General features: G+C 43.0%; 17 protein-coding genes and 1 pseudogene. 12 read left to right on the plus strand and 6 right to left on the minus strand.

Annotation, left to right across the window (positions count from 1 at the left end):
* The 11 genes from C9I99_RS13275 to C9I99_RS13325 form a co-directional block, all read left to right on the plus strand.
* Positions 1 to 889, plus strand: an 889-nt coding sequence (locus tag C9I99_RS13275) for a glycosyltransferase (RefSeq protein ID WP_211321958.1), incomplete at its 5' end; no start/stop codon positions are given.
* On the plus strand, positions 882 to 1,709 hold the full coding sequence (locus C9I99_RS13280; RefSeq protein WP_107349380.1) for a glycosyltransferase family 2 protein: 828 nt from the start codon (positions 882 to 884) through the stop codon (positions 1,707 to 1,709). The genes C9I99_RS13275 and C9I99_RS13280, both read left to right, overlap by 8 nt.
* Positions 1,702 to 2,739, plus strand: coding sequence for a polysaccharide biosynthesis protein (locus C9I99_RS13285; protein ID WP_107349381.1), 1,038 nt, complete (start codon positions 1,702 to 1,704; stop codon positions 2,737 to 2,739). Before C9I99_RS13280 ends, C9I99_RS13285 begins: the two co-directional genes overlap by 8 nt.
* A complete protein-coding gene (gene wbjC, locus C9I99_RS13290; protein ID WP_107349382.1) occupies positions 2,739 to 3,842 on the plus strand; it encodes a UDP-2-acetamido-2,6-beta-L-arabino-hexul-4-ose reductase in 1,104 nt (367 codons plus the stop codon). The genes C9I99_RS13285 and wbjC overlap by 1 nt, the downstream gene beginning before the upstream one ends.
* A 13-nt stretch (positions 3,843 to 3,855) precedes the next feature.
* Positions 3,856 to 4,986, plus strand: coding sequence for a non-hydrolyzing UDP-N-acetylglucosamine 2-epimerase (gene wecB, locus C9I99_RS13295; protein ID WP_107349383.1), 1,131 nt, complete (start codon positions 3,856 to 3,858; stop codon positions 4,984 to 4,986).
* Positions 4,986 to 6,191, plus strand: a complete 1,206-nt coding sequence (locus C9I99_RS13300) for a glycosyltransferase family 4 protein (protein WP_107349384.1) — start codon at positions 4,986 to 4,988, stop codon at positions 6,189 to 6,191. Before wecB ends, C9I99_RS13300 begins: the two co-directional genes overlap by 1 nt.
* Before the next feature lie 454 nt (positions 6,192 to 6,645).
* Positions 6,646 to 7,566, plus strand: a complete 921-nt coding sequence (gene galU, locus C9I99_RS13305) for a UTP--glucose-1-phosphate uridylyltransferase GalU (RefSeq protein ID WP_107349385.1) — start codon at positions 6,646 to 6,648, stop codon at positions 7,564 to 7,566.
* Between the two features lie 63 nt (positions 7,567 to 7,629).
* Positions 7,630 to 8,742 carry a UDP-N-acetylglucosamine--undecaprenyl-phosphate N-acetylglucosaminephosphotransferase gene (gene wecA, locus C9I99_RS13310; RefSeq protein ID WP_243734537.1) on the plus strand — a complete coding sequence of 371 codons (1,113 nt, stop codon included), beginning with the start codon at positions 7,630 to 7,632 and terminating at the stop codon, positions 8,740 to 8,742.
* 83 nt (positions 8,743 to 8,825) lie between these two features.
* Entirely contained in the window at positions 8,826 to 10,187 is a 1,362-nt protein-coding gene (gene glmU / locus C9I99_RS13315; RefSeq protein WP_107349387.1) for a bifunctional UDP-N-acetylglucosamine diphosphorylase/glucosamine-1-phosphate N-acetyltransferase GlmU, read from the plus strand.
* 148 nt (positions 10,188 to 10,335) lie between these two features.
* The gene (gene glmM / locus C9I99_RS13320) at positions 10,336 to 11,682 is read left to right on the plus strand and encodes a phosphoglucosamine mutase (RefSeq protein ID WP_107349388.1); all 1,347 of its coding nucleotides are present in this window, start codon (positions 10,336 to 10,338) and stop codon (positions 11,680 to 11,682) included.
* A gap of 258 nt (positions 11,683 to 11,940) precedes the next feature.
* A complete protein-coding gene (locus C9I99_RS13325) occupies positions 11,941 to 12,369 on the plus strand; it encodes an arsenate reductase/protein-tyrosine-phosphatase family protein (RefSeq protein WP_107349389.1) in 429 nt (142 codons plus the stop codon).
* Positions 12,370 to 12,417: 48 nt separating this feature from the next.
* Here C9I99_RS13325 and C9I99_RS13330 read toward each other — a convergent pair whose 3' ends face one another.
* The 6 genes and pseudogenes from C9I99_RS13330 to C9I99_RS13360 form a co-directional block, all read right to left on the minus strand.
* Positions 12,418 to 12,789 (minus strand): hypothetical protein, encoded by a 372-nt coding sequence (locus C9I99_RS13330; RefSeq protein ID WP_107349390.1) that lies wholly within the window; start codon positions 12,787 to 12,789, stop codon positions 12,418 to 12,420.
* 233 nt (positions 12,790 to 13,022) lie between these two features.
* Positions 13,023 to 13,234 (minus strand): annotated as a pseudogene (locus C9I99_RS13340) (group II intron reverse transcriptase/maturase); the annotation flags it as partial.
* A gap of 23 nt (positions 13,235 to 13,257) precedes the next feature.
* Complete coding sequence (gene serB, locus C9I99_RS13345; protein WP_166645440.1) at positions 13,258 to 14,148, minus strand: phosphoserine phosphatase SerB; 891 nt, start codon at positions 14,146 to 14,148, stop codon at positions 13,258 to 13,260.
* Positions 14,149 to 14,217: 69 nt separating this feature from the next.
* Positions 14,218 to 15,546, minus strand: a complete 1,329-nt coding sequence (locus C9I99_RS13350) for an MFS transporter (protein ID WP_107349392.1) — start codon at positions 15,544 to 15,546, stop codon at positions 14,218 to 14,220.
* A gap of 1,364 nt (positions 15,547 to 16,910) precedes the next feature.
* On the minus strand, positions 16,911 to 18,680 hold the full coding sequence (gene adeD / locus C9I99_RS13355; RefSeq protein WP_107349393.1) for an adenine deaminase: 1,770 nt from the start codon (positions 18,678 to 18,680) through the stop codon (positions 16,911 to 16,913).
* A 14-nt stretch (positions 18,681 to 18,694) separates the two neighbouring features.
* The gene (locus C9I99_RS13360; protein ID WP_107349394.1) at positions 18,695 to 20,083 is read right to left on the minus strand and encodes an NCS2 family permease; all 1,389 of its coding nucleotides are present in this window, start codon (positions 20,081 to 20,083) and stop codon (positions 18,695 to 18,697) included.
* 418 nt (positions 20,084 to 20,501) lie between these two features.
* On the opposite strand from C9I99_RS13360, the gene C9I99_RS13365 reads away from it, so the two are divergent.
* Positions 20,502 to 21,212, plus strand: a complete 711-nt coding sequence (locus C9I99_RS13365) for a TetR/AcrR family transcriptional regulator (protein WP_107349395.1) — start codon at positions 20,502 to 20,504, stop codon at positions 21,210 to 21,212.
* Positions 21,213 to 21,280: the final 68 nt, after the last annotated feature.

A 21,280-nucleotide genomic window follows, 5' to 3' on the forward strand; every position in this document is an offset into this window, starting at 1 on the left:
TAACATAACAAGCTTATATATAAATGAAAATATTAATGTAGTAAGAAAAAAGAATTTATTTATGTCTTTGTTTTTTACTAAAAAATATAATCGTGTTTTGTTTTTTGGTAATCTTCCACCATTAGTAAAATGTAAAAGCTCTATTTTATATATACACAATGCTTATTTGGTTAATAAAAATTCAAAAGTTAACAATAAAAGCTTTAAGGAGCTTCTTAAAAATTCTTTATTAAAATGCTATATATCATTTTTCAAAGGAAACGTATCACTGATTGCTTGTCAATCAAGAACAATGCAAGAAGCTTTTCATGATTATTACAATTATGATATATCGATATTACCTTTCTACAATGAATTATATAAGGCTGATTTACCTAAGAAATATGACTTCTGCTTTGTGGGGCTTCCTAGTTTACATAAAAATCATGACTTTTTACTTAATTGTTTTTTCAATTTATCTAATTTGAATGTGAGTTGCAAGGTTGCATTAACTGTCCCTATTGAAACTAGATATAAAAACTTATTAGAAAAGATAGATCATATCAATGAGATTGGTGTTGTTAATATTGATAATTACGGTTTAATTCCTTATGAAAAGGTTATTGATATTTATTATTCATCTAGATCCTTAGTTTTTCCTTCAAGTTTAGAAAGTTTTGGTTTGCCATTAATTGAAGCCGCTATGTTAGATATTCCAGTTTTTGCTCCTAATTTAGACTATGTTAACGATGTAATTGATGAGTGCAATTATATCAATATTAATGATGTAGAAGATACAGTTAAATCTATGAAATCCTATTTGATTGATAGTCGTTCTTTTAAGCCCGCACGCTTGAAGGCTGAAAATACTTTTATTCAACGTTTTTTACATGGAAGTTTAGATGATTAGTGTTTTAATTATTACATATAATGAGTCTTTACATATTGAGAGGTGTTTAGAATCAGTTAAGTGTATATCTGATGATATAGTTATTGTTGATTCATATTCGACAGACAATACGGAGGGATTAGCAATAAAAAATGGAGTTAGGTTTTATAAAAACTCTTGGGTTAATCACTCCAATCAGATTAACTGGGCGATAGATAATATTGATTTTAAAAATGATTTTATTTTTAGGATAGATGCTGATGAGTATTTGACACCTGAGCTTGTCGCCGAAATTAAGGAAGTTTTTTCAAATCAAGTTGATAAAAAAATCAATGGTTTTAATATAAAAAGACGAACTTACTTCCTTGGTCGTTGGATGAAGCACGGAGGTTACTATCCAACGGTTTTACTTAGAATATGGCGGAAGGGAAAAGCTCGTTGTGAAGATCGAGAGATGGATGAGCATATGGTCTTGACTGATGGTGATTCAACTTTTCTTAAATTTGATTTCATTGATCATAATTTAATGGGAATAAATAGTTGGATAGATAAGCATAATCGATATTCTGAAAAAGAAGTAATTGAATATTATAAGTCTTTATCTGGACGTGTAGAAAGTTATGAGTTGGGTGAAGCAAAAAAAAATAGATTGCTAAAAAATAAATATTATAAGCTACCACTATTTTTAAGATCATTCCTTATGTTTATATACAGATATTTATTAAGGCTTGGCTTTTTAGATGGTAAGGAAGGTTTGATGTTTTATGTTTTGCAAACTTTCTGGTATCGATTCCTTGTTGACTCAAAAATTTATGAAAAAGAGAATGATGTAAATGTTTAATAATAAAACTTTAGTAATCACTGGTGGTACAGGATCTTTTGGTAATGCTGTTCTTGATCGCTTTTTAGAGACAGATATTAAAGAAATTCGTATTTTTTCTCGTGATGAGAAAAAACAAGATGATATGCGAAAAAAATATAACTCATCAAAGCTAAAATTTTATATTGGTGATGTTCGTGATTTTCAAAGTGTGAACAATGCGCTAAGAGGTGTAGACTATATTTACCATGCTGCGGCTCTTAAACAGGTTCCATCTTGTGAGTTCTATCCTTTAGAAGCGGTGAAAACTAATGTGCTCGGAACTGAAAATGTTTTAGAAGCGGCAATACAGAATAATGTAGAGCGAGTTGTTTGTTTGAGTACAGACAAAGCAGTATACCCGATTAACGCGATGGGTATTTCTAAAGCCATGATGGAAAAGGTGATTGTAGCTAAGAGCCGTAATTTGGAACACACAAATACAACCATTTGTGCTACTCGTTATGGTAACGTTATGGCCTCTCGTGGTTCAGTTATCCCACTTTTTCTTCGTCAGGTTTTTGGAAGCAAACCAATTACTATAACTGACCCAGATATGACGCGTTTCATGATGACTTTGGATGATGCTGTCGATTTAGTGATTCACGCATTTGAATACGGTTCTAATGGTGATATTTTTGTCCAAAAAGCCCCTGCAGCAACGATTCAAACATTGGTTGATGCACTTCTCAAAGTAGCGAATAAACCTGAGCATACTGTTAATGTTATTGGTACTCGTCACGGAGAAAAATTATTTGAAGCCTTGTGTAGTCGTGAAGAGATGTTCGTAGCTCAGGATCAAGGTCAATATTATCGTATTCCATCGGATAACCGTGATTTGAACTATTCAAAGTTTAACGAGGAAGGAGATAAAGACCTCTCTGCGGTTGAGGACTATAACTCCCATAACACTGAGCGCTTGGATGTTGATGGTATGGTCGAACTTCTTCGTAAGCTAAGTTTTATCAAAGATATTGAAACGGGTAGTACAGTAGTTCCTGAGGGCGTGTAATGAATATTGTAGTGACGGGTGCCAAAGGCTTCATCGGCAAAAACTTGTGTGTGATGCTGTCAGAAAAAGGCTACGATTCTGTAAAGTATATTGATAAAGATACTTCTAAAAATGAAATTGAGCATGCATTAGATACTGCTGATTTTGTTTACCACTTAGCGGGCATTAATCGACCTATAGACGAATCTGAATTCACAGAAGGTAATGCAAACTTTACCGAATTTGTTTTAAATCGACTTAAATCCAATGATCGAAACACGCCGGTTATGTTGAGTTCTTCAATCCAAGCAAACTTGGATAATGCGTATGGTGCAAGTAAAGCTAAGGCTGAAGCCCTAGTATCTAAATACGGCAGTGAAACGGGGGCTAGTACTTTTATTTACCGCTTTCCTAATGTGTTTGGCAAATGGTGTCGCCCTAACTACAACTCATTTGTAGCAACCTTCTGTCACAACATCGTTAATGATATTGATATTAATATTCATGATCGAAGTGCTCCGGTTACCTTAGTCTACATTGACGATGTTTGTAAAGTGCTTATTGGTCTTCTTGATGGTGGAGTAGAGAGTGGACTTAAGCAAGTGCCGATGGAATACAATACAACTGTAGGTCAAGTTGCAGATCTTTTACAGGCATTTAGTGATAGCAGAGTTAACTTGGTGACTGAGCATGTGGGCAACGGTTTGACTCGTGCACTTTATTCAACTTATTTGAGCTATTTCGAACCTTCAAAGTTCCACTATACCTTGCCTAAATACGGTGATGAACGCGGGGTTTTTTGTGAAATGTTAAAGACCAAAGAGTCGGGACAGTTTTCTTTCTTCACCGCTCATAAAGGTATTACCCGCGGCGGTCATTATCATCATTCTAAGAATGAAAAGTTTTTGGTGATTAAGGGTGAGGCGCTGTTTAAGTTTGAGCACGTTGTTACAGGTGAACGCTATGAACTTACAGTGAATTCTGAAGAAGCTACGGTCGTTGAGACTGTTCCAGGTTGGAGTCATGCTGTTACGAATGTTGGAGATGATGAGCTTATAGTGATGCTATGGGCAAACGAAGTCTTCGATAGAGATGCACCTGATACGATTGCAAAACCACTGTAATAAGAGAACAAGAATGAAAAAATTAAAAGTTATGTCGGTTGTGGGCACTCGTCCAGAAATTATCCGACTGTCACGTGTATTGGCTAAGCTGGATGAACATTGCGAACATATTCTAGTCCACACCGGTCAAAACTATGACTATGAGCTAAACGAAGTATTCTTCAACGACTTGGGGGTACGAAAACCCGATTATTTCCTAAATGCGGCGGGTAAGAATGCAGCAGTGACCATTGGCCAGGTAATTATTAAAGTAGATGAAGTACTTGAGCAGGTACAACCAAGCGCAATGTTGGTATTGGGGGACACGAACTCATGCATTTCAGCTATTCCGGCAAAGCGTCGTAAGATACCGATTTTTCATATGGAAGCGGGTAATCGCTGTTTTGACCAACGTGTGCCTGAAGAAACTAACCGCAAGATAGTTGATCATACTTCTGATATCAATCTAACGTATAGCACGATTGCGCGTGACTACCTCATCGCAGAGGGTTTGCCTGCAGACCGAGTTATTAAAACAGGGAGTCCTATGTTTGAGGTATTGAATTATTACATGCCTCAAATCGATAGCTCAGACGTACTAAAACGCTTAAATCTTGAAAAGGGTGAATTCTTTGTAGTGAGTGCACACCGTGAAGAGAACGTTGATTCTCCGAAGCAGTTGCAGAAATTGGCAGTAACGTTGAATACTGTGGCTGAGTACTACGACCTGCCGGTTATAGTTTCGACGCATCCACGTACTCGTAATCGCATTGAAGCTCAAGGTATAGAGTTCCACTCGAACATTCAGCTTCTTAAGCCTCTTGGATTCCATGACTACAATCACCTCCAGAAGAACGCCAAGGCTGTACTGTCTGATAGCGGCACCATCAATGAAGAATCATCGATCATGAACTTTCCTGCGCTGAATCTTCGTGAAGCCCACGAGCGTCCTGAGGGAATGGAAGAAGCGTTTGTGATGATGGTAGGCCTTGAGGTTGAGCGTGTACTGCAGGGGTTGGCTATTTTAGAGTTGCAGCCAAGTGGTGAAAAGCGTTTACTGAGAGAGGTTTACGATTACTCAATGCCGAATGTCTCGGATAAAGTTGTTCGCATAGTACACTCCTATACGGATTATGTTAAGCGTGTAGTCTGGAAAGAGTACTAATGAGACTGGCGTTAATCATTGATGATTATTTGCCCCACAGTACGCGTGTTGGGGCTAAGATGATGCATGAACTTGCTCTGGAATTGATAGAGCAAGGGCATACAGTGACTGTTATCACTCCTCATTTTGAAAAAGGGCTGCCAACACTTATTGAAGACTCACATGATGGTGTTGCTGTTTGGCGTTTTCTTTCCGGTCAAATCAAGGACGTGCCAAAGGTTAAACGAGCTATTAATGAAACGTTGCTTTCACATAGAGCTTGGTATGCTATTCAAGGGAAAGTAGACAAAAATACGTTTGATGGGATTGTTTACTATTCCCCGTCAATATTTTTTGGCTCTTTAGTGGGGAAACTTAAAAAGCGTTGCCAGTGTGAAAGTTATCTAATTTTGCGTGACTTCTTTCCACAATGGGCTATCGATTCAGGTTTGATGAGAGAGGGGTCTCTGATTGAACGTTATTTTAGATTTTTTGAATCTGTTTGTTATCGCAAGGCCGATATTATTGGCGTTATGTCTGAAAAAAATCTAGAGATTTTTAACTCTAACACAAAAATTAAATATCCAACCGCGATATTACGAAACTGGGCTAACTTATCGCCACACTACCCCTCAAATAAAGCGAGTAACTTGAGAGAGCTATTGGGACTACAGGACGAAGTTATTTACTTTTATGGCGGTAACATTGGTCACGCTCAGGATATGTCTAACTTGATGCGACTGGCCAAAAGAATGAAATGCTTTGACAAAGCGCATTTCCTTTTCCTGGGGCAAGGCGACGAAGTTAAACTGGTAAATGACTTGATAGAAAGGTGGGAATTAACCAATTGCTCTTACCTACCTTCGGTTTCGCAAAGTGATTTCAAAGATATTTTGGCTCAAGTCGATGTAGGGTTATTTTCTCTATCGGCTCAGCACACTGCTCATAATTTTCCAGGTAAATTATTAGGGTATATGGTTCAATCATTGCCAATACTTGGTAGTGTGAATAAAGGAAACGACTTAATGGATTTAGTTAATACTAATCACGCAGGCTTGATTAGTGTTAATGGCGAGGATGATGCCTTTTTTGAAAATGCTAGCAACCTGCAAAATGATATAGATTTACGAAAGAGGATTGGAATTTCTGGGTATAAGTTATTAGAGAAAGAGTTTGCAGTAGGGAATATTTCATCTTCGATCGTTGATTATTTAAATAATGATTAGTAACCTACGTCAGAAGGCACTTTAGATTCAGATATAGCTATAAGACCTCTAATTGAGTTTGTACTTGGCTGCTTTCTTGGTCGTTTTTCAATCTTAATTTTTAAATAAAAACAATTGTTTAATGATATATTTGACTAGGGGCGCGAGCTCAGTACGCGTTTGATACAGTTTAAAAGTCCCCAATAGTGCTTTTAGCATGGAGAGCATTAAAACTTCGCTTCTTGGATAAGGATCTATTCGAGTACTGAATTGTCCATGTGTGGTGAATTAAAATCACTCTCTTATCAATATTTAATTAGTACTTAATTAACATAGGCACTAGGCATTGTCATGCAATACCATTACCATGAACCGGTAGGTTTTGCTTACCGGCTTTTTAATATGCATAGATAAATTGGTATTGTGGACCTATCTCTATAGAGCGACAGGTACGTTAACTCTATTAAGGAATATGATGAAAAAAATTACAAAAGCCGTCATTCCCGTGGCGGGGCTAGGCACGCGTATGCTTCCAGCAACTAAAGCGATTCCAAAGGAAATGCTGCCGTTGGTGGATAAACCGCTTATTCAGTACATCGTTAAAGAGTGTGTTTCTGCTGGCATCAAAGAAATTGTACTGGTGACTCACTCATCTAAGAATGCGATCGAAAACCACTTCGATACCTCTTACGAGCTGGAAGCGACGCTGGAAAAACGTGTTAAGCGTCAGCTGCTTGATGAAGTGCAGTCTATTTGTCCGCCAGATGTGACTATTATGCATGTACGTCAAGGTCACGCTAAAGGGCTAGGGCATGCTGTTCTTTGTGCTAAGCCGCTCGTAGGTGATGCGCCGTTTGCTGTTGTCCTTCCTGATGTCGTTCTTGACGAGTACACAGCTGATCAGTCTACCGAAAACTTGGCTGCAATGGTTGAGCGTTTCGAACAAGCTTCAGCATCTCAGATCATGGTCGAACCTGTGCCAATGGCCGATGTGTCAAAATACGGTGTTGTAGATTGTGAAGGAGCTGCACTTGAAGGTGGTCAATCTCATGCAATGAAGGCAATGGTTGAAAAGCCAGCTGTCGAAGATGCGCCATCAAACCTAGCGGTTGTTGGCCGTTATGTGCTTTCTTCAAAAATTTGGGACAAGTTGGCGATTACTCCTCCTGGTGCTGGTGATGAGATACAGCTAACCGATGCGATTGATATGCTAATGGCTGAAGAGACCGTTGAAGCGTTTCATATGACTGGCAAATCCCATGACTGTGGCGATAAGCTAGGTTACTTGAAGGCCTTTGTTGAGTATGGCCTTCGTCATGGTGCCTTAGGTGAAGACTTCAACACCTATCTTGAGTCACTCTTTAAGAGTGGTGATAATTTAAAACTGGTGAGTTAAAATCTGTTTGTAACTAATTATTACTGAAAACTACCCGTTGATTGTTCAATTAAATAAGAAATAATGATGACAACTACCGCATTTATTTTTGTCTTTATCTTGTCGTTTTGCAGCCTATTTATATTCCGTAAGGTGGCAAAGCGAATTGGTTTAGTGGATAAACCCAATGCAAGGAAATTGCACCAAGGTGTGATCCCTCTAGTCGGGGGCATTTCTGTCGTTTCTACTATTGTGATCAGCTTCCTGCTGTTTTTGCCGATCTCAAATAATCTGATTTTATTCTTAAGCTGTGCCGTGATCTTGGTGGTCTTGGGTGCGCTTGATGATTTCTTTGATCTTAGTTTTAAGATCCGCCTTGTGGTCCAGGCGCTAATTTCTCTTGCTATGATCCACATTGGCGAGCACAGTCTGCATAACCTCGGTTACCTGATGGGTAGTGATACCATCATGCTTTCTCCGCTTTTAAGTGGTGTTATCACCGTCTTCGGGGTTATTGGTGCTATCAATGCGTTTAACATGGTTGATGGTATTGATGGCCTGTTAGGTGGTTTGGCCTCAGTAACCTTTGGGGCATTGGGTGGCGTGTTTTACTTCTCAGGTAATACTTACCTAGCAACAGTATGCTTGTTGATTGTGACGGCGCTTATCCCTTACATCATGTTGAACTTGGGTATGCCTCTAGGTCGCCGCTTTAAGGTCTTTATGGGCGATGCGGGTAGTATGTTCATCGGCTTTGCTGTGGTATGGATGTTGATCCGGGGTTCACAAGAAGCGGAAGCTTATGCCTTCCAACCGGTAACGGCATTGTGGCTGATTGCTATTCCACTTATGGATATGGTCACGATTATGATCCGCCGTATTCGTAAAGGCCATTCGCCATTCAAGCCTGACCGTGAGCATTTACACCATATCTGTCAGCGCATTGGATTCTCATCACGCCAGTCATTGGTATTGATTTGTAGCTTGGCAACCATTATGGCTGCTATTGGTATATGGGCTGATTTAAATGGTGTACGCGAGTCGGTGATGTTCATCGCGTTCTTATGTACCTTCTGTGTATATTTCTTCGTAATTAGCCATATTTGGCGCATTACGACGTTTATCCATAAGCTGTTTGGCACCAATAAGCCAATTGATTTCAATATGGAAGCCACTCAAACCAACGCTGAAAAATAATACGAAATAAACTTTTGCGGTAGTTTTAACTTTTGAGTGCTGTGACTTTAAAAAGTCGCAGCATTTTTTATTTGGAGTTTTAAATGAATTTTAGTGCTGTCATTTTAGCCGCAGGTAAAGGGACCCGGATGTACTCAAACCTGCCGAAAGTATTACATACCCTTGCCGGTAAACCTATGGTTACCCATGTGATGGATGCTTGTCGTGAACTCGATGCTAACCAGTTGCACCTTGTATATGGCCACGGTGGTGACATGATGCAATCAGTGCTGGCTAATCAAAATGCCAACTGGGTGCTTCAAGCTGAACAACTTGGAACCGGGCATGCTGTTGACCAAGCATCCTCACATTTCTCTGATGATGAAAAAGTGTTGGTGTTATATGGTGATGTGCCATTGATTAGCCCTGAGACGTTGAAGAACTTGCTTGAAGCGCAGCCGACAGGTGGCATTGCATTGTTGACCGTCGTGTTAGATGCCCCAACAGGCTATGGTCGCATTATTCGTAAAAATGGTCCTGTGGTTGCTATTGTTGAGCAAAAAGATGCCACTGAAGAGCAGAAGTTGATTAATGAAGTCAATACCGGTGTGTTAGTGGCAACGGGTAAAGATTTGAAGCGATGGCTTTCAATGCTCAGCAATGACAATGCACAGGGTGAGTACTATCTGACAGATATTATTTCCCTCGCTCATGATGAAGGACGTGCGATCGAAGCTGTACATCCAGTCGATGCGATTGAAGTTGAAGGGGTCAATAACCGTGTTCAACTGGTAAAACTTGAGCGTGCCTATCAAGAAAAGCAAGCTGAAAAGTTACTGGTACAAGGTGTGATGCTTAAAGACCCAAGTCGGTTTGACTTGCGTGGCCAACTGCAGTGCGGAACGGATGTTGATATTGATATCAATGTGGTAATTGAAGGTAATGTCACTCTGGGGAATAACGTTATCATTGGTGCGGGTTCGGTTCTGAAGAACTGCATTATTGCTGATAATACGTTGGTCCGCCCATATAGTGTTATTGAAGATACGATCATTGGTGAGGCGTGTACCGTCGGTCCATTCAGTCGACTTCGTCCTGGCACTGAGCTTAAAAATGATGCCCACGTTGGTAACTTTGTTGAGACTAAGAAAGTAACGTTGGGCCAAGGCTCTAAAGCGAACCACCTGACTTACCTAGGCGATGCTGAAATCGGTGAGCGGGTGAATATTGGTGCAGGTACAATTACTTGTAATTATGATGGCGCCAATAAATTTAAGACAACCATTGGCGACGATGTCTTTGTTGGCTCAGATAGCCAGTTGATCGCTCCGGTAGCCATTGCTAATGGCGCGACAATCGGTGCGGGTTCGACGGTAAATAAGAATGTTGGTGAAAACGAGTTGGTGATCACCCGTGTCGCACCGAAGGTTAAAAATGACTGGCAGCGTCCAGTGAAAATCAAATAACACAATAGAAACGTCTCGCTAGAAATTTAGCAGTTAGAAAGCTTGCTCACTCATAAAGCTAATCAATAGCAATCATTATTCAAGAGCAAGGCTATCCAACGTAAGAATACTTCATACATACAGAAAAATAATTCAGAGATACAAACGAATGACTAGAAAATATTTTGGCACCGATGGTGTGCGCGGCAAAGTGGGTGACTACCCAATTACCCCTGATTTTGCATTGAAGCTTGGCTGGGCTGCAGGTCGTGTTCTCTCTCGTCAGGGCACCAAGAAAGTGATCATTGGTAAAGATACCCGTATTTCAGGCTATATGTTGGAATCCGCGCTTGAAGCAGGCCTGTCGGCTGCGGGTATCAACGCTATCTTGACCGGTCCTATCCCAACCCCAGCGGTGGCATATCTGACCAAAACATTCCGTGCGGAAGCCGGTATTGTGATTAGTGCGTCTCACAACCCATATTACGATAATGGGATTAAGTTCTTCTCGGAAAGTGGTGAGAAACTGCCGGATGAGGTTGAGCTGGCGATTGAAGCTGAGCTTGATAAAGACATCGAATGTGTATCGTCTGACTTGTTGGGTAAAGCGCGCCGTATGGAAGATGCGGCTGGCCGTTACATTGAGTTTTGTAAGGGCACCTTCCCATCTGCGTTGTCTTTGGCGGGCATGAAGATTGTGGTCGACAGTGCCAATGGCGCGGCATACCACATTGCTCCGTCGGTATTCAGTGAGTTGGGTGCTGAGGTTATCGCGATTGGTAATCAACCCAACGGTTTGAATATCAATGACAAGTGCGGTGCCACATCAATGGCGCTTATTCAAAAGGCTGTTGTTGAACATAAAGCTGACTTGGGTATTGCCCTTGATGGTGATAGTGACCGCATCATGATGGTCGACAGTAAAGGTAACGTAGCCGATGGTGACCAAATCCTTTTTGTACTGGCTAAGCAAGCATTGATTGATGGCCAGCTGAAAGGTGGCGTAGTAGGTACTTTGATGTCCAACATGGGCCTTGAAGTGGCGCTGGCTAAACTGGGTATTCCGTTTGTCCGTGCTAACGTGGGTGACCGCTATGTGATGGAGCAGTTGCTTGAGCGCAATTGGTGGCTAGGTGGCGAGAACTCTGGTCACGTCATTTGCCGTAACTTGGTGACCACTGGTGATGCGATTGTTGCAGCATTGCAAGTATTGGCAGTCATTCAGCGCAGCGGTAATACCCTCGATACACTATTAGCTGATATGCCAATGATGCCACAGGTGCTGATCAATGTTCGCTTTAGTGGTGAAAATCAGCCGCTTGAATCTGATCTGGTGAAAAGCGCCGTGATTGAAGCTGAGCAAGCGATGGAAGTGGGTACTGACACACCGAAAGGCCGTATCTTACTGCGTAAGTCTGGTACCGAGCCGTTAATCCGCGTGATGGTTGAAGCAGAATCAGCAGAAATGGCGCAGCAGTGGGCTGAACATATTGCCGAGGCAGTGAAAGCCGCTTAACTGAAAAACTGTCAAATTATTAAAGGGCGATTCTCCTCTGGGGAATCGCCCTTTTTGCGTTTTAGGCCCACGGAAATTGGGTGCTCGATTTTTGCACCTTGGCGATGAGTTTGTTACAGGTACTGGGCTGAAAAATCGTATCACTTAATGTAGACTGCTTGGCAGTGTAAAACGGTTATGCGGGAAGGGGAGTGAGGCTTGCTCACCGTTCCACTTTCTTGCGTCTGAAAGACCGGCTTTTGAAATATAAGGGACAGTATGTTTAATAAAATTCTGGTGGTTTGCGTTGGCAACATCTGCCGTTCTCCATCGGGTGAATACCTTTTGAAGCACCACTTACCTAATAAGCACATTGCCTCCGCCGGTGTTGGTGCGATGGTGGGTAAACCGGCTGATAAAACCGCTGCTGAAGTCGCGCTTGAGCACGGTGTTAGTCTGGAAGGGCATGTGGCCCAACAGCTTACTAGCGAGCTTTGCCGCGATTACGACTTGATTTTGGTGATGGAAAAAGGCCATATCGAAGCAGTAACCAACATTGCACCGGAAGCACGTGGCAAAACCATGCTATTTGGTCAGTGGATTGGTCAAAAAGATATTCCTGACCCATACCGCCAGAGCCGCGAAGCGTTCGACTTTGCCTATGAGCTGATTGATGAATCAGCCAAAGCGTGGGCGAAGAAGCTGTAAGTAATTTAGCCACCTTGGTATGTGTTTCTACAGGTATCAAGGTGCTATTCAAAGATCGTTTATATTAGGAATTAAAATTCCCTGAACTGGTTCTGGTTCTTCAAGCTCCTGACATTTCGCTTTATTGGCTTGCACTTCATTTAGCATTTCCTTGGCACTACTCTTTAAATCGTCTCTCTTGATACAGTCTAATGTCAAAATGGCCGGAGAGCCTTTTTCTAAACTATTACGAAAGGTGAGGGTATAGTTATTCTGATGAGTGTGGTTGAGTGATCCTACAAACGCTTTTGGCGTTATTTTTATTCGTGTTGTATTGATAGATCGAGGGTTAAATTGAAATACGCCTTCATAAGGGGAAGATACTTCTATTACGTTCAGTAACCGGCAAACTTTCGTTGAGTCAGAGAAATAAAATAACATAATAATATACCGATACAATTCTAGTCTTTAGTGTTCAGCATTTGATTTAAGGGCTGCAAAAAATCGCTATGTTGCAGCTACGTGTTGCTGGCTCATTACAGCCCTAAGGCGTAACACATTTTGTCGAGTAGACGACACCTGTTACCAAGTGCCGTCTCCCTAAGAAACGTACGTGCAACTTTCACAGCATACGGCTCAAGCCTTCACTAAAGCATCGTTTGATACCCAGCAACTTATAAAGCAGTCAGAGCAGGATCGTTCCAAGAGTTCCGAGCTAGCCTTTTGGACTTTCTCTTTGCCAAGTATTCTTGGTTTTGAGGGGCAAAAGGTGTTGCTGCACTTTGGCTATTTGGAAGAGATTGAACTGGCAATCCATATCCATGATCTTCTGCCAACCGTGAAATTGCCACTGGCCTTTTCGGTTGATGAAGTAATTAAGGGCTATCTATTTGGTCGGTTGTCTATGGCTCAATCATTATGTTGTAGAAATACAATGGCAGCATCTAATCCTGAGTAATTGATGGAATATGGCGACTCCCTTCTCACCAATGCTTTGCCATGGTATGAGATACCCAGTCCTGCTTTGTGGATCATCTTCAGGTCATTAGCACCATCGCCGATGGCAACAACATCATCGGCTGTGAACGCGTATTGCTCCATCAATTGCTGCAGTGTATTGGCTTTGACATCGGCATCAACAATGAGATCGCCCGCTTCACCCGTTACCTTACCGTCTTTCACGATGATCTCATTGGCGCAGACAAAATCTAACCCGAACTTATCTCTGATCCTTTCGGCAAAGTAAGTAAACCCACCAGAAAGAATGGCGACTTTAAAGCCATGCTCTTTCAAAAAGGTCAGTAGCCTCGATGCTCCCGGTGTCATATTCAGGTTGTCAAAAATGCTATCAAGTACGGAAATATCGATCCCTTCCAACAATGCCATGCGACGCCTGAAGCTTTCACTGAAATCAATTTCTCCGCGCATTGCGGATTCTGTTATATCAGAAACTTCATCTGAAACACCGGCTTCCTGAGCCAATTCAACAATCACCTCGTGTTGAATAAGGGTTGAGTCCATATCGAAGACAACAAGCCCACGGGGTTTTAAGTCAGACGGCTGGACAAAAACATCGCATTTATACTGAGAAGATATTTCACTGATTTTGTTTTTGAAGTCGGTTAGCTTTGAAGTCTCAGCACAAATTTCAAAACTCAACGCGCCATCGAAGTATCGGTGTGTGTGTCGGCCTTTGATAACGAAGTCATAGCTGCCAATAATGGTTTCAATTTTTTGTATAAGGGATCCATCGTTTGATTCAATAAGGGAAACAACGTAATTTTCTTTGTTATTTTTCACTATATACACCATGAGTACGAGTCAGTATGGCCTTCCCCTGAAAAGCGGGAGGAAAGCGCATTGAATAAACTATTTTAGTTTGTGTGTGAATGAGAGAATAGCCAGACAAACGGTCATGACAATAATCGAGCCTAAGGCATAAACAAACACACCATCCCAATCAAAACTCGATTTGATCATGACAACAGGTACACCTGCAAGTGCAGCGCCCAAGTAACTGAACAAGCCCCTGAAGCCCGTTACGCTGCCCGATGCATCTTTATGGGTCACATCTAAACAGCCTACAGCGAATAACATATGGGGGCCATACAGTGCAAAACCGATGATGCCAAATAGCACGGCTGTATACATGTACGATAAGCCTTGAACCATAGGGACGAGCGCGAGCGACACACATAGCGCAATCGCGAACATAAGGCCGGTCATCCAACGATTGTTCTTGAACAAGATATCTGATAAATACCCGGCTAACAGACCACCAACCAAGCCGCCGACTTCGAACCAACTGACGATCGAGTTTGCGGTCACTAAGTCCCAGCCAAGCATTTGCGTATAATAGATAGTTGGCCAGTCATTAAGGATAGTCCGGGCAATATAGACGCACGTATCACCACCAATAATCAGCCAGACGAACGGGTTTTTCAGGATATGTTTAAAAAACATTTCCTTAAAGCTCACATCCGGCTTGCTCTCTTTGACGTGTTGGATTTCACTTTCATCTTGACGCCATTCGCCCACCGTTGGCAGCCCTTTTGAGCGCGGTCTGTCATGGATGGTGAATAGAGCAATCAGGCCCATTAGCAAGGAGATCGCGCCAGGCACAAAGAAACCCATACGCCAATCACCGGTGCTGGTAATAGCAAATGCCGTCAGTATTGGTGCCAGTGCGCCACCAACATTATGCGCTCCCTCAACGACAGCCCACCAGCGGCCACGTTCATTTTTTGAGAACCACTCCGCCATCATCTTAGCCATAGGCGGGAAGCTGGTTCCCTGTACAATTGCGTTTAAGCAAAAGAAGATGAAAAATGCCGTCACGCTTTCTGAAAAACCAAATAAGATATTGATGATACCGATGGCAATCAGCGCAGGCCCCGTCATGGCTCTAGGATTGATTTTGTCGACCATCATCCCGCCGACAAACTTCATTGCGCCGTACAGAATGTAGAACATAGACGACATAACACCAAAGTCTGTGGCGGTTAAGTCGGTACTTTCGAAAATAGCTGGCATCGCCGCAGCAAAGTTCTTTCTTGTTAAATAAAACACGACGTAAGAAAAGAATATTGAAATTAGAATTTCTTTACGTAGTTTTTTATATTTTTTATCTATGCGGTCTTGCTCTAAGGTGACAGGAATGTCAGGTTGCAATTTAATTGAATTTATAACTCGTTCCATTTCAAATTACCATTTAACGTAAATTATTTGCAGCTGTAAAAACCTTGCAGATTAAGACCCACAAAGTGAATTGTTATCCAACAAAAAACGCTGGATTGCTATAAAGGCTGAAAGTCAGGCAGGGTGATGCAGTGACTTAAAGTGCGGACAATATTTTATTATTTGATTTCTGATTATATAGAACATCCTTGTTTATTTGTGGGTGCACTTGTTCCAGACCACAATAAATCCAGGAGAAAACCTAGTATTTAAAGTAAGTATAGATATTCCATATTATGTAAGTGCTAGACCTATAGCTATGACAGTTAGAAGAATAGTAACTATAAGTCAATATGATAACTTTCGATTAAAACATATAAAAACCCCCTAAAGCATCACAGCTTTACCTGAATCATTTTCTAGACTCTACAATTATTGCTTTGCACTTCGTTCTCTGAAGAGGTGTAAGATAATGATGAAGACTACTTTTTTGAAATTTAACCGTACACCAACACAACCTCCATATTTTATAAGGCGATAAGGTGGAGTCTGATTATGGGTAGCCAGAACAATACTGACGATGCATGCATTATACTGAAGGGGAATATAGATTACATCACAGCAAGCGCTGGTATGTGATACATGACGCATACGGGGGGTTAAATAAACACAACATGTACATAATTGGATGTTGCTCACTCATCAGGGTTACATCATATTAACCCCCTTAACAATATTCACGAATTATTTAATTGAAATTATTCTGACTTTAAAGTTATTGAAAAATCGGTTTCATTCACCGCATCATTAATAGTTTGTGATTCATTTGATTGCTAACATACAAAGTACAACGGTTTACTATTTAATATAATACATTAAGGTCTCATTCATCCTGCGAATGAATTGTTGAAAACTAACACGGTGATAAGCTCTTTAAATCGATAATACTTCCAGCCTCACCTATCCAGCGAATAACAATTTGTATTGTTTAGGTTTTGAGACAAGGTAAGGCGTTTGGTTACGATGACGTCGAAATTAATTGCGATATAGTTGATAACTATTTGGTGATATTTCTCTAAGCTTTAGTGTTTATGTCCAGCAATTCGAAACCTGAAAGAAAGTTGCTGAGGATATCTACCATATCGACATTATTTTACGCACTTCTGGGTATTGGTTTTGGTCATTGGATAGGCTTGTTATGATGGTGGGCGTTATTGATACAATCAGGCTCACTGAAGATTCAGCTCTAATTTACACCGTTCAATTCTTATAAAACGATTAAATACTCCCTATTAAGTGATTCATTTTTTCTACAGATAGCCATATTTAGACGTACGAAGGCAAATGCCACCAGAATATCTGGTGGCATTTGGGGGCGTTTCTAGTTAGAGCGGGGCTTCGACTTGTAGGTCAATCAGTTTAAACTTCTCGACATCGACCAGGCCTTTCACCGTCATTTTCAGCGACGGAATTACGGGTAGGGCGAGGAAGCTCATCTGCACGAAGGGTTCGGCAACGGTAACGCCGATGTTCTTCGCTGCTGCTTTCAAGGCTATGATGTGATTGGTAATCGCTTCCGAGCTGTCGAGGCTCATGATCCCGCCAAGTGATAACTTGAGTTCAGCGGTCACCGCACCGTTTTCGACGACACAGTAGCCGCCACCGATTTTAAGCAGATGATTGATGGCCAGAGCCATGCTCTGTTCGTCGGCCCCGATAGCCACGATATTGTGGGAGTCATGGCCCACACTGGTGGCAATCGCCCCCCGATTAAGTTCAAACCCTTTCACCAATCCCATGGCAGGCGGCAGTTGGTGGCCATAGCGCTCAACGACCGCCAGCCTGTTGATGCCGGGCGTATCAAATTTCCGGCCGTCGTAATGACTAACAAGGTGGTTGGTGAGTAGCTCGTCTTTGACTATCTCAATGACATGGTAATGGCCGGGTGTGAGGGGGATTTCTAGTTCATCGCTTGCAACAACGTTATGGCGCATCGTGCTTTGCAGCGGCGGGGCGGAGGAGTTCAACTTACCCGAGACCAGCTCGTCCAGTTTCAGCTCGTCAACAAATTGGCCGCCGATCACGACTCGCTGGATATCGACTTGTTCCAGATCGGTGAGCAAGTTGATATCGGCCTTGTAACCCGGTGCAATCAGGCCCAGACGATCCAGACCGAAGTGCCGGGCTGCGGACCAGGAAGCGACCCGGTAGGCCAGGTGCGGCTTGATCTTATGTTGTTGGATCAGCCGTTTGACCATGTAGTTGATATGGCCCTCTTTGGCTATTTCGTGCGGGTTGCGATCATCGGTACACAGCAGGCATAGCGGCGAGCTGTAATCGGTGATCAACGGTGCCAAGGCATCGAGGTTTTTGGCCACTGAGCCTTCGCGGATAATCACGGCCATGCCTTTGGCCAGCTTTTCTTTCCCTTCCTGATAGTTGGTGGTCTCATGGCAGTTCTGGATCCCGCTAGCTCTGTAGGCAGATAGATCCAGTCCGCTGAGTAGCGGACAATGCCCGTCAATGTTCAGTTCACCAAAGGCGGCCAGTTTATTGAGCATTGCTGGGTTACCGCCGATCACCGCCGGGTAGTCCATGACCTCAGCTAAGCCCAGAACATGAGGGTGCTCAAGGTAGATTTCCATCTCCCCGAGGGTGAAATCGCTACCGTTGATATCCAGATCGGCCACGGCCGGTACACAGGAGCTGATCTGGACAAACATGTTCTGCACCATTTTTTCGCTGCAGCGCAGGAACCATTCGATCCCCTGCTTGCCCATCACATTGACCAGCTCATGCGGATCGCAAACGATGCTGGTGGTACCGAGCGGTAAAGTCGTGCGTTCAAATTCGAACGGGGTCATGGTGGAGGTTTCCACATGCATGTGGCCGTCAATAAACCCCGGTACCGCAATCTGGCCGTTACAGTCGACACTGCGTTTTGCTTGTAATCCCTCGGCCTCTGGGCCGATAGCAGCAATGTACCCTTGGTCGATGACGATTGGCCCGGGAATTATCTCCCCATTGACCAGATCGAGCACTGATAGGTTGGTCAACTTCAGTTCCGCGGGTTTTTCTCCGCGGAGCACTGCCAGCAGTTGCTGCAACTGTTCCTGACAAAGCTGTTGGGTATGCTTGTGTTTTAGGTTCGACATTATCTTGCTCCCGGTTAATGACCATCGACAAAGACAAACTTGATAATGAACAACAGTGCCACAATGGCCACTCCTGGGTGGATTTCGCGCCAGCGGTTAGTCCCTGCTTTCATGACGCAATAAGTAATAAAACCGGTGGCGATCCCTTCGGTGATTGAAAAGCTAAAGGGCATCATTACCGTGGTGATAAAAGCCGGAGCCGCTTCGGTCATATCGTCCCATTTGACTTTTGCCAATCCAGAAGACATTAAAATACCGACATAAATTAGTGCGCCAGCAACGGCATAGCCCGGAACCATGGCAGCCAGCGGCGAGAAGAAAATCACCACAATGAACAGCAGCCCGGCGACAATGGCGGTCAACCCGGTCCGGCCGCCAACGGCAACACCGGCAGAGCTTTCGATATAGGCTGTCACGGTCGAGGTTCCCATATAAGCACCTGCCACAGAGGTGACTGAGTCTGTCATCAGGGCTTGCTTCATTCGCGGGAACCGGCCACGTTCATCGGTGATGCCGCATTTTTCGGTAACTCCTATCATGGTGCCGGAGCTATCAAACAGGCTCACTAGGGCGAACGAGAAAATTACACCGGCAAGGGCGATATCCAGTGAACCGGCAATATCCAGCTGGCCGAATGTACTCTCGATACTGGGTGGCATGGAGACAATCCCCGTGTATTCGACATCTCCCATCAGGGCGGCAATGGACGTCACCACGACAATCGAAATTAACACGGCGGCATGGATACCACGTGAAGCCAGGATTACGATAATAAAGAAACCTAACGCGCCCAGTACACACTGAAGAGAGCTTAAATCACCGACGGTGATCATGGTGGCCGGGCTGGCGACGACAATACCGGCATTGCTCAGGCCGACCAAGGCAATAAGAAGACCGATACCACTGGGAATACCAATACGCAGGCAGCTTGGAATGTTGCTGAGGATCCACGAACGGATACCGAGGGCGGACATCAGGGTAAAGCAAACCGCGCCCCAGAAAATGGTCCCCATCCCGGTCTGCCAGCTGATCCCCATTCCGGCGACAACGGAAAAAGCGAAGAAGGCGTTAAGCCCCATAGCAGGCGCTAGGGCGATGGGTAAGTTGGCAATCAATCCCATGGCGATACAGCCAAGGGCACTGATCATGCAGGTGACAACAAAGACTCCGCTGGGATCCATACCGGCGGCAGATAGGATTTGCGGGTTAACAAAAACGATATATACCATCGTCATAAATGTGGTGATACCCGCAATCACTTCTGTAGAAAACGTGGTTTTATGCTCGGTTAACTTAAAGCGACGCTCGAAGAAGCCGGACTGTGGATGAATTTGCTGATTGGGGGTAGAGCTTTCCGGGATCTCGTTGCTGGGGGCACTGCTCTCATTGCTAGGCATTTCCATATTTGATTCCTTTCTGTATTCCATCTAACAGATAAGCGCCTGTTACCATGTTCTATTGCCAAAATTTCTTGCTGTAGGGACTTGTTGTTTGGGGTGCCCTGGAATATGTGGCTGGTTTTCAGGTGCTGACGAATTTTTATTTGCTACCAGAGAATAAATGCATATTTTTTGTACAGGACTATTGTAAGGAGATTGGAAGAGCGTTCGGGGCGACAGCGATCTCATTTCACTGGGTTTATTATTCCGCAAACATCGTGTTTTGATGAATACGTAAATAACATGGTTGAGCTAGGTCACATGTCATATGGGCAAGGACGTGCAATTATTTGAAATATGAATGTGCAGAGATTATTTGCATGCCGGTTAAGGTTTAATAATGCCTGTGGCCTATATATTTTGGATAAGGGAAGGGAGTAGTATGACGACCCAGGTCAAAGCGCGAGGACGCCCAAGGCAGGAAGCCGATCAGCCTTGCAGCCAACAAGCCATATTGGATACGGCCCGAAGGTTGTTTTTGAAATGCCCTTACAACAAGGTCACTACCCGTATGATATCTCGGGAAGCTGGGGTAGATGTCGCGTTGATTGGCTATTACTTTGAAAACAAGGCCGGGCTGTATAAAGCGGTATTTGACGATATCTACTCACCATTTTTTGCCAAACTGAACCAGTTGGAAAAAGCATCTTCGAACCGCAATACCATCGAAGAACTGTTTATGACCATCTTCTACCTGGATATTGAACACCCTGAACTTCTGGGCATTATCTATAAGACGCTGGTGCTAAATGACGGTCCAAGGCGTAGTTATATTGATAAATCGATACTGGCTTATACCGATGCTTTTCATATCAAGATATTTTCCACCCTTCAAAGAAAGGGTTTTATTGATCCCAACCTAGATGTCATTTTGCTCAAAGACAGTTTCAATGCTTTGGTGATGACGCCGTTTTTCTTTTATCCGCTCAAAATCGAAGATAGTTCGCAACAAGAGACGATTGCGTACCTAGAAAGTCTGTACCGGCAAAATATCCGGCTGTTCCTCTATGGCTGTGCGGTAAATGAATCAATAATTGGAGCTTGTGAACTACCACACAGCGGTTTCAAGCAAGATCCAAAATACCTACCTTAGTCTTTGCCAGAAAGTTTGTAGGTATTTTTTCGGTAAGATATTGAGCGTTATTGCCTTGTTTGATTTTG

Origin of the sequence: Photobacterium lutimaris (assembly GCF_003025555.1) — a bacterium.
GTDB classification, from domain to species: Bacteria; Pseudomonadota; Gammaproteobacteria; order Enterobacterales; family Vibrionaceae; genus Photobacterium; species Photobacterium lutimaris.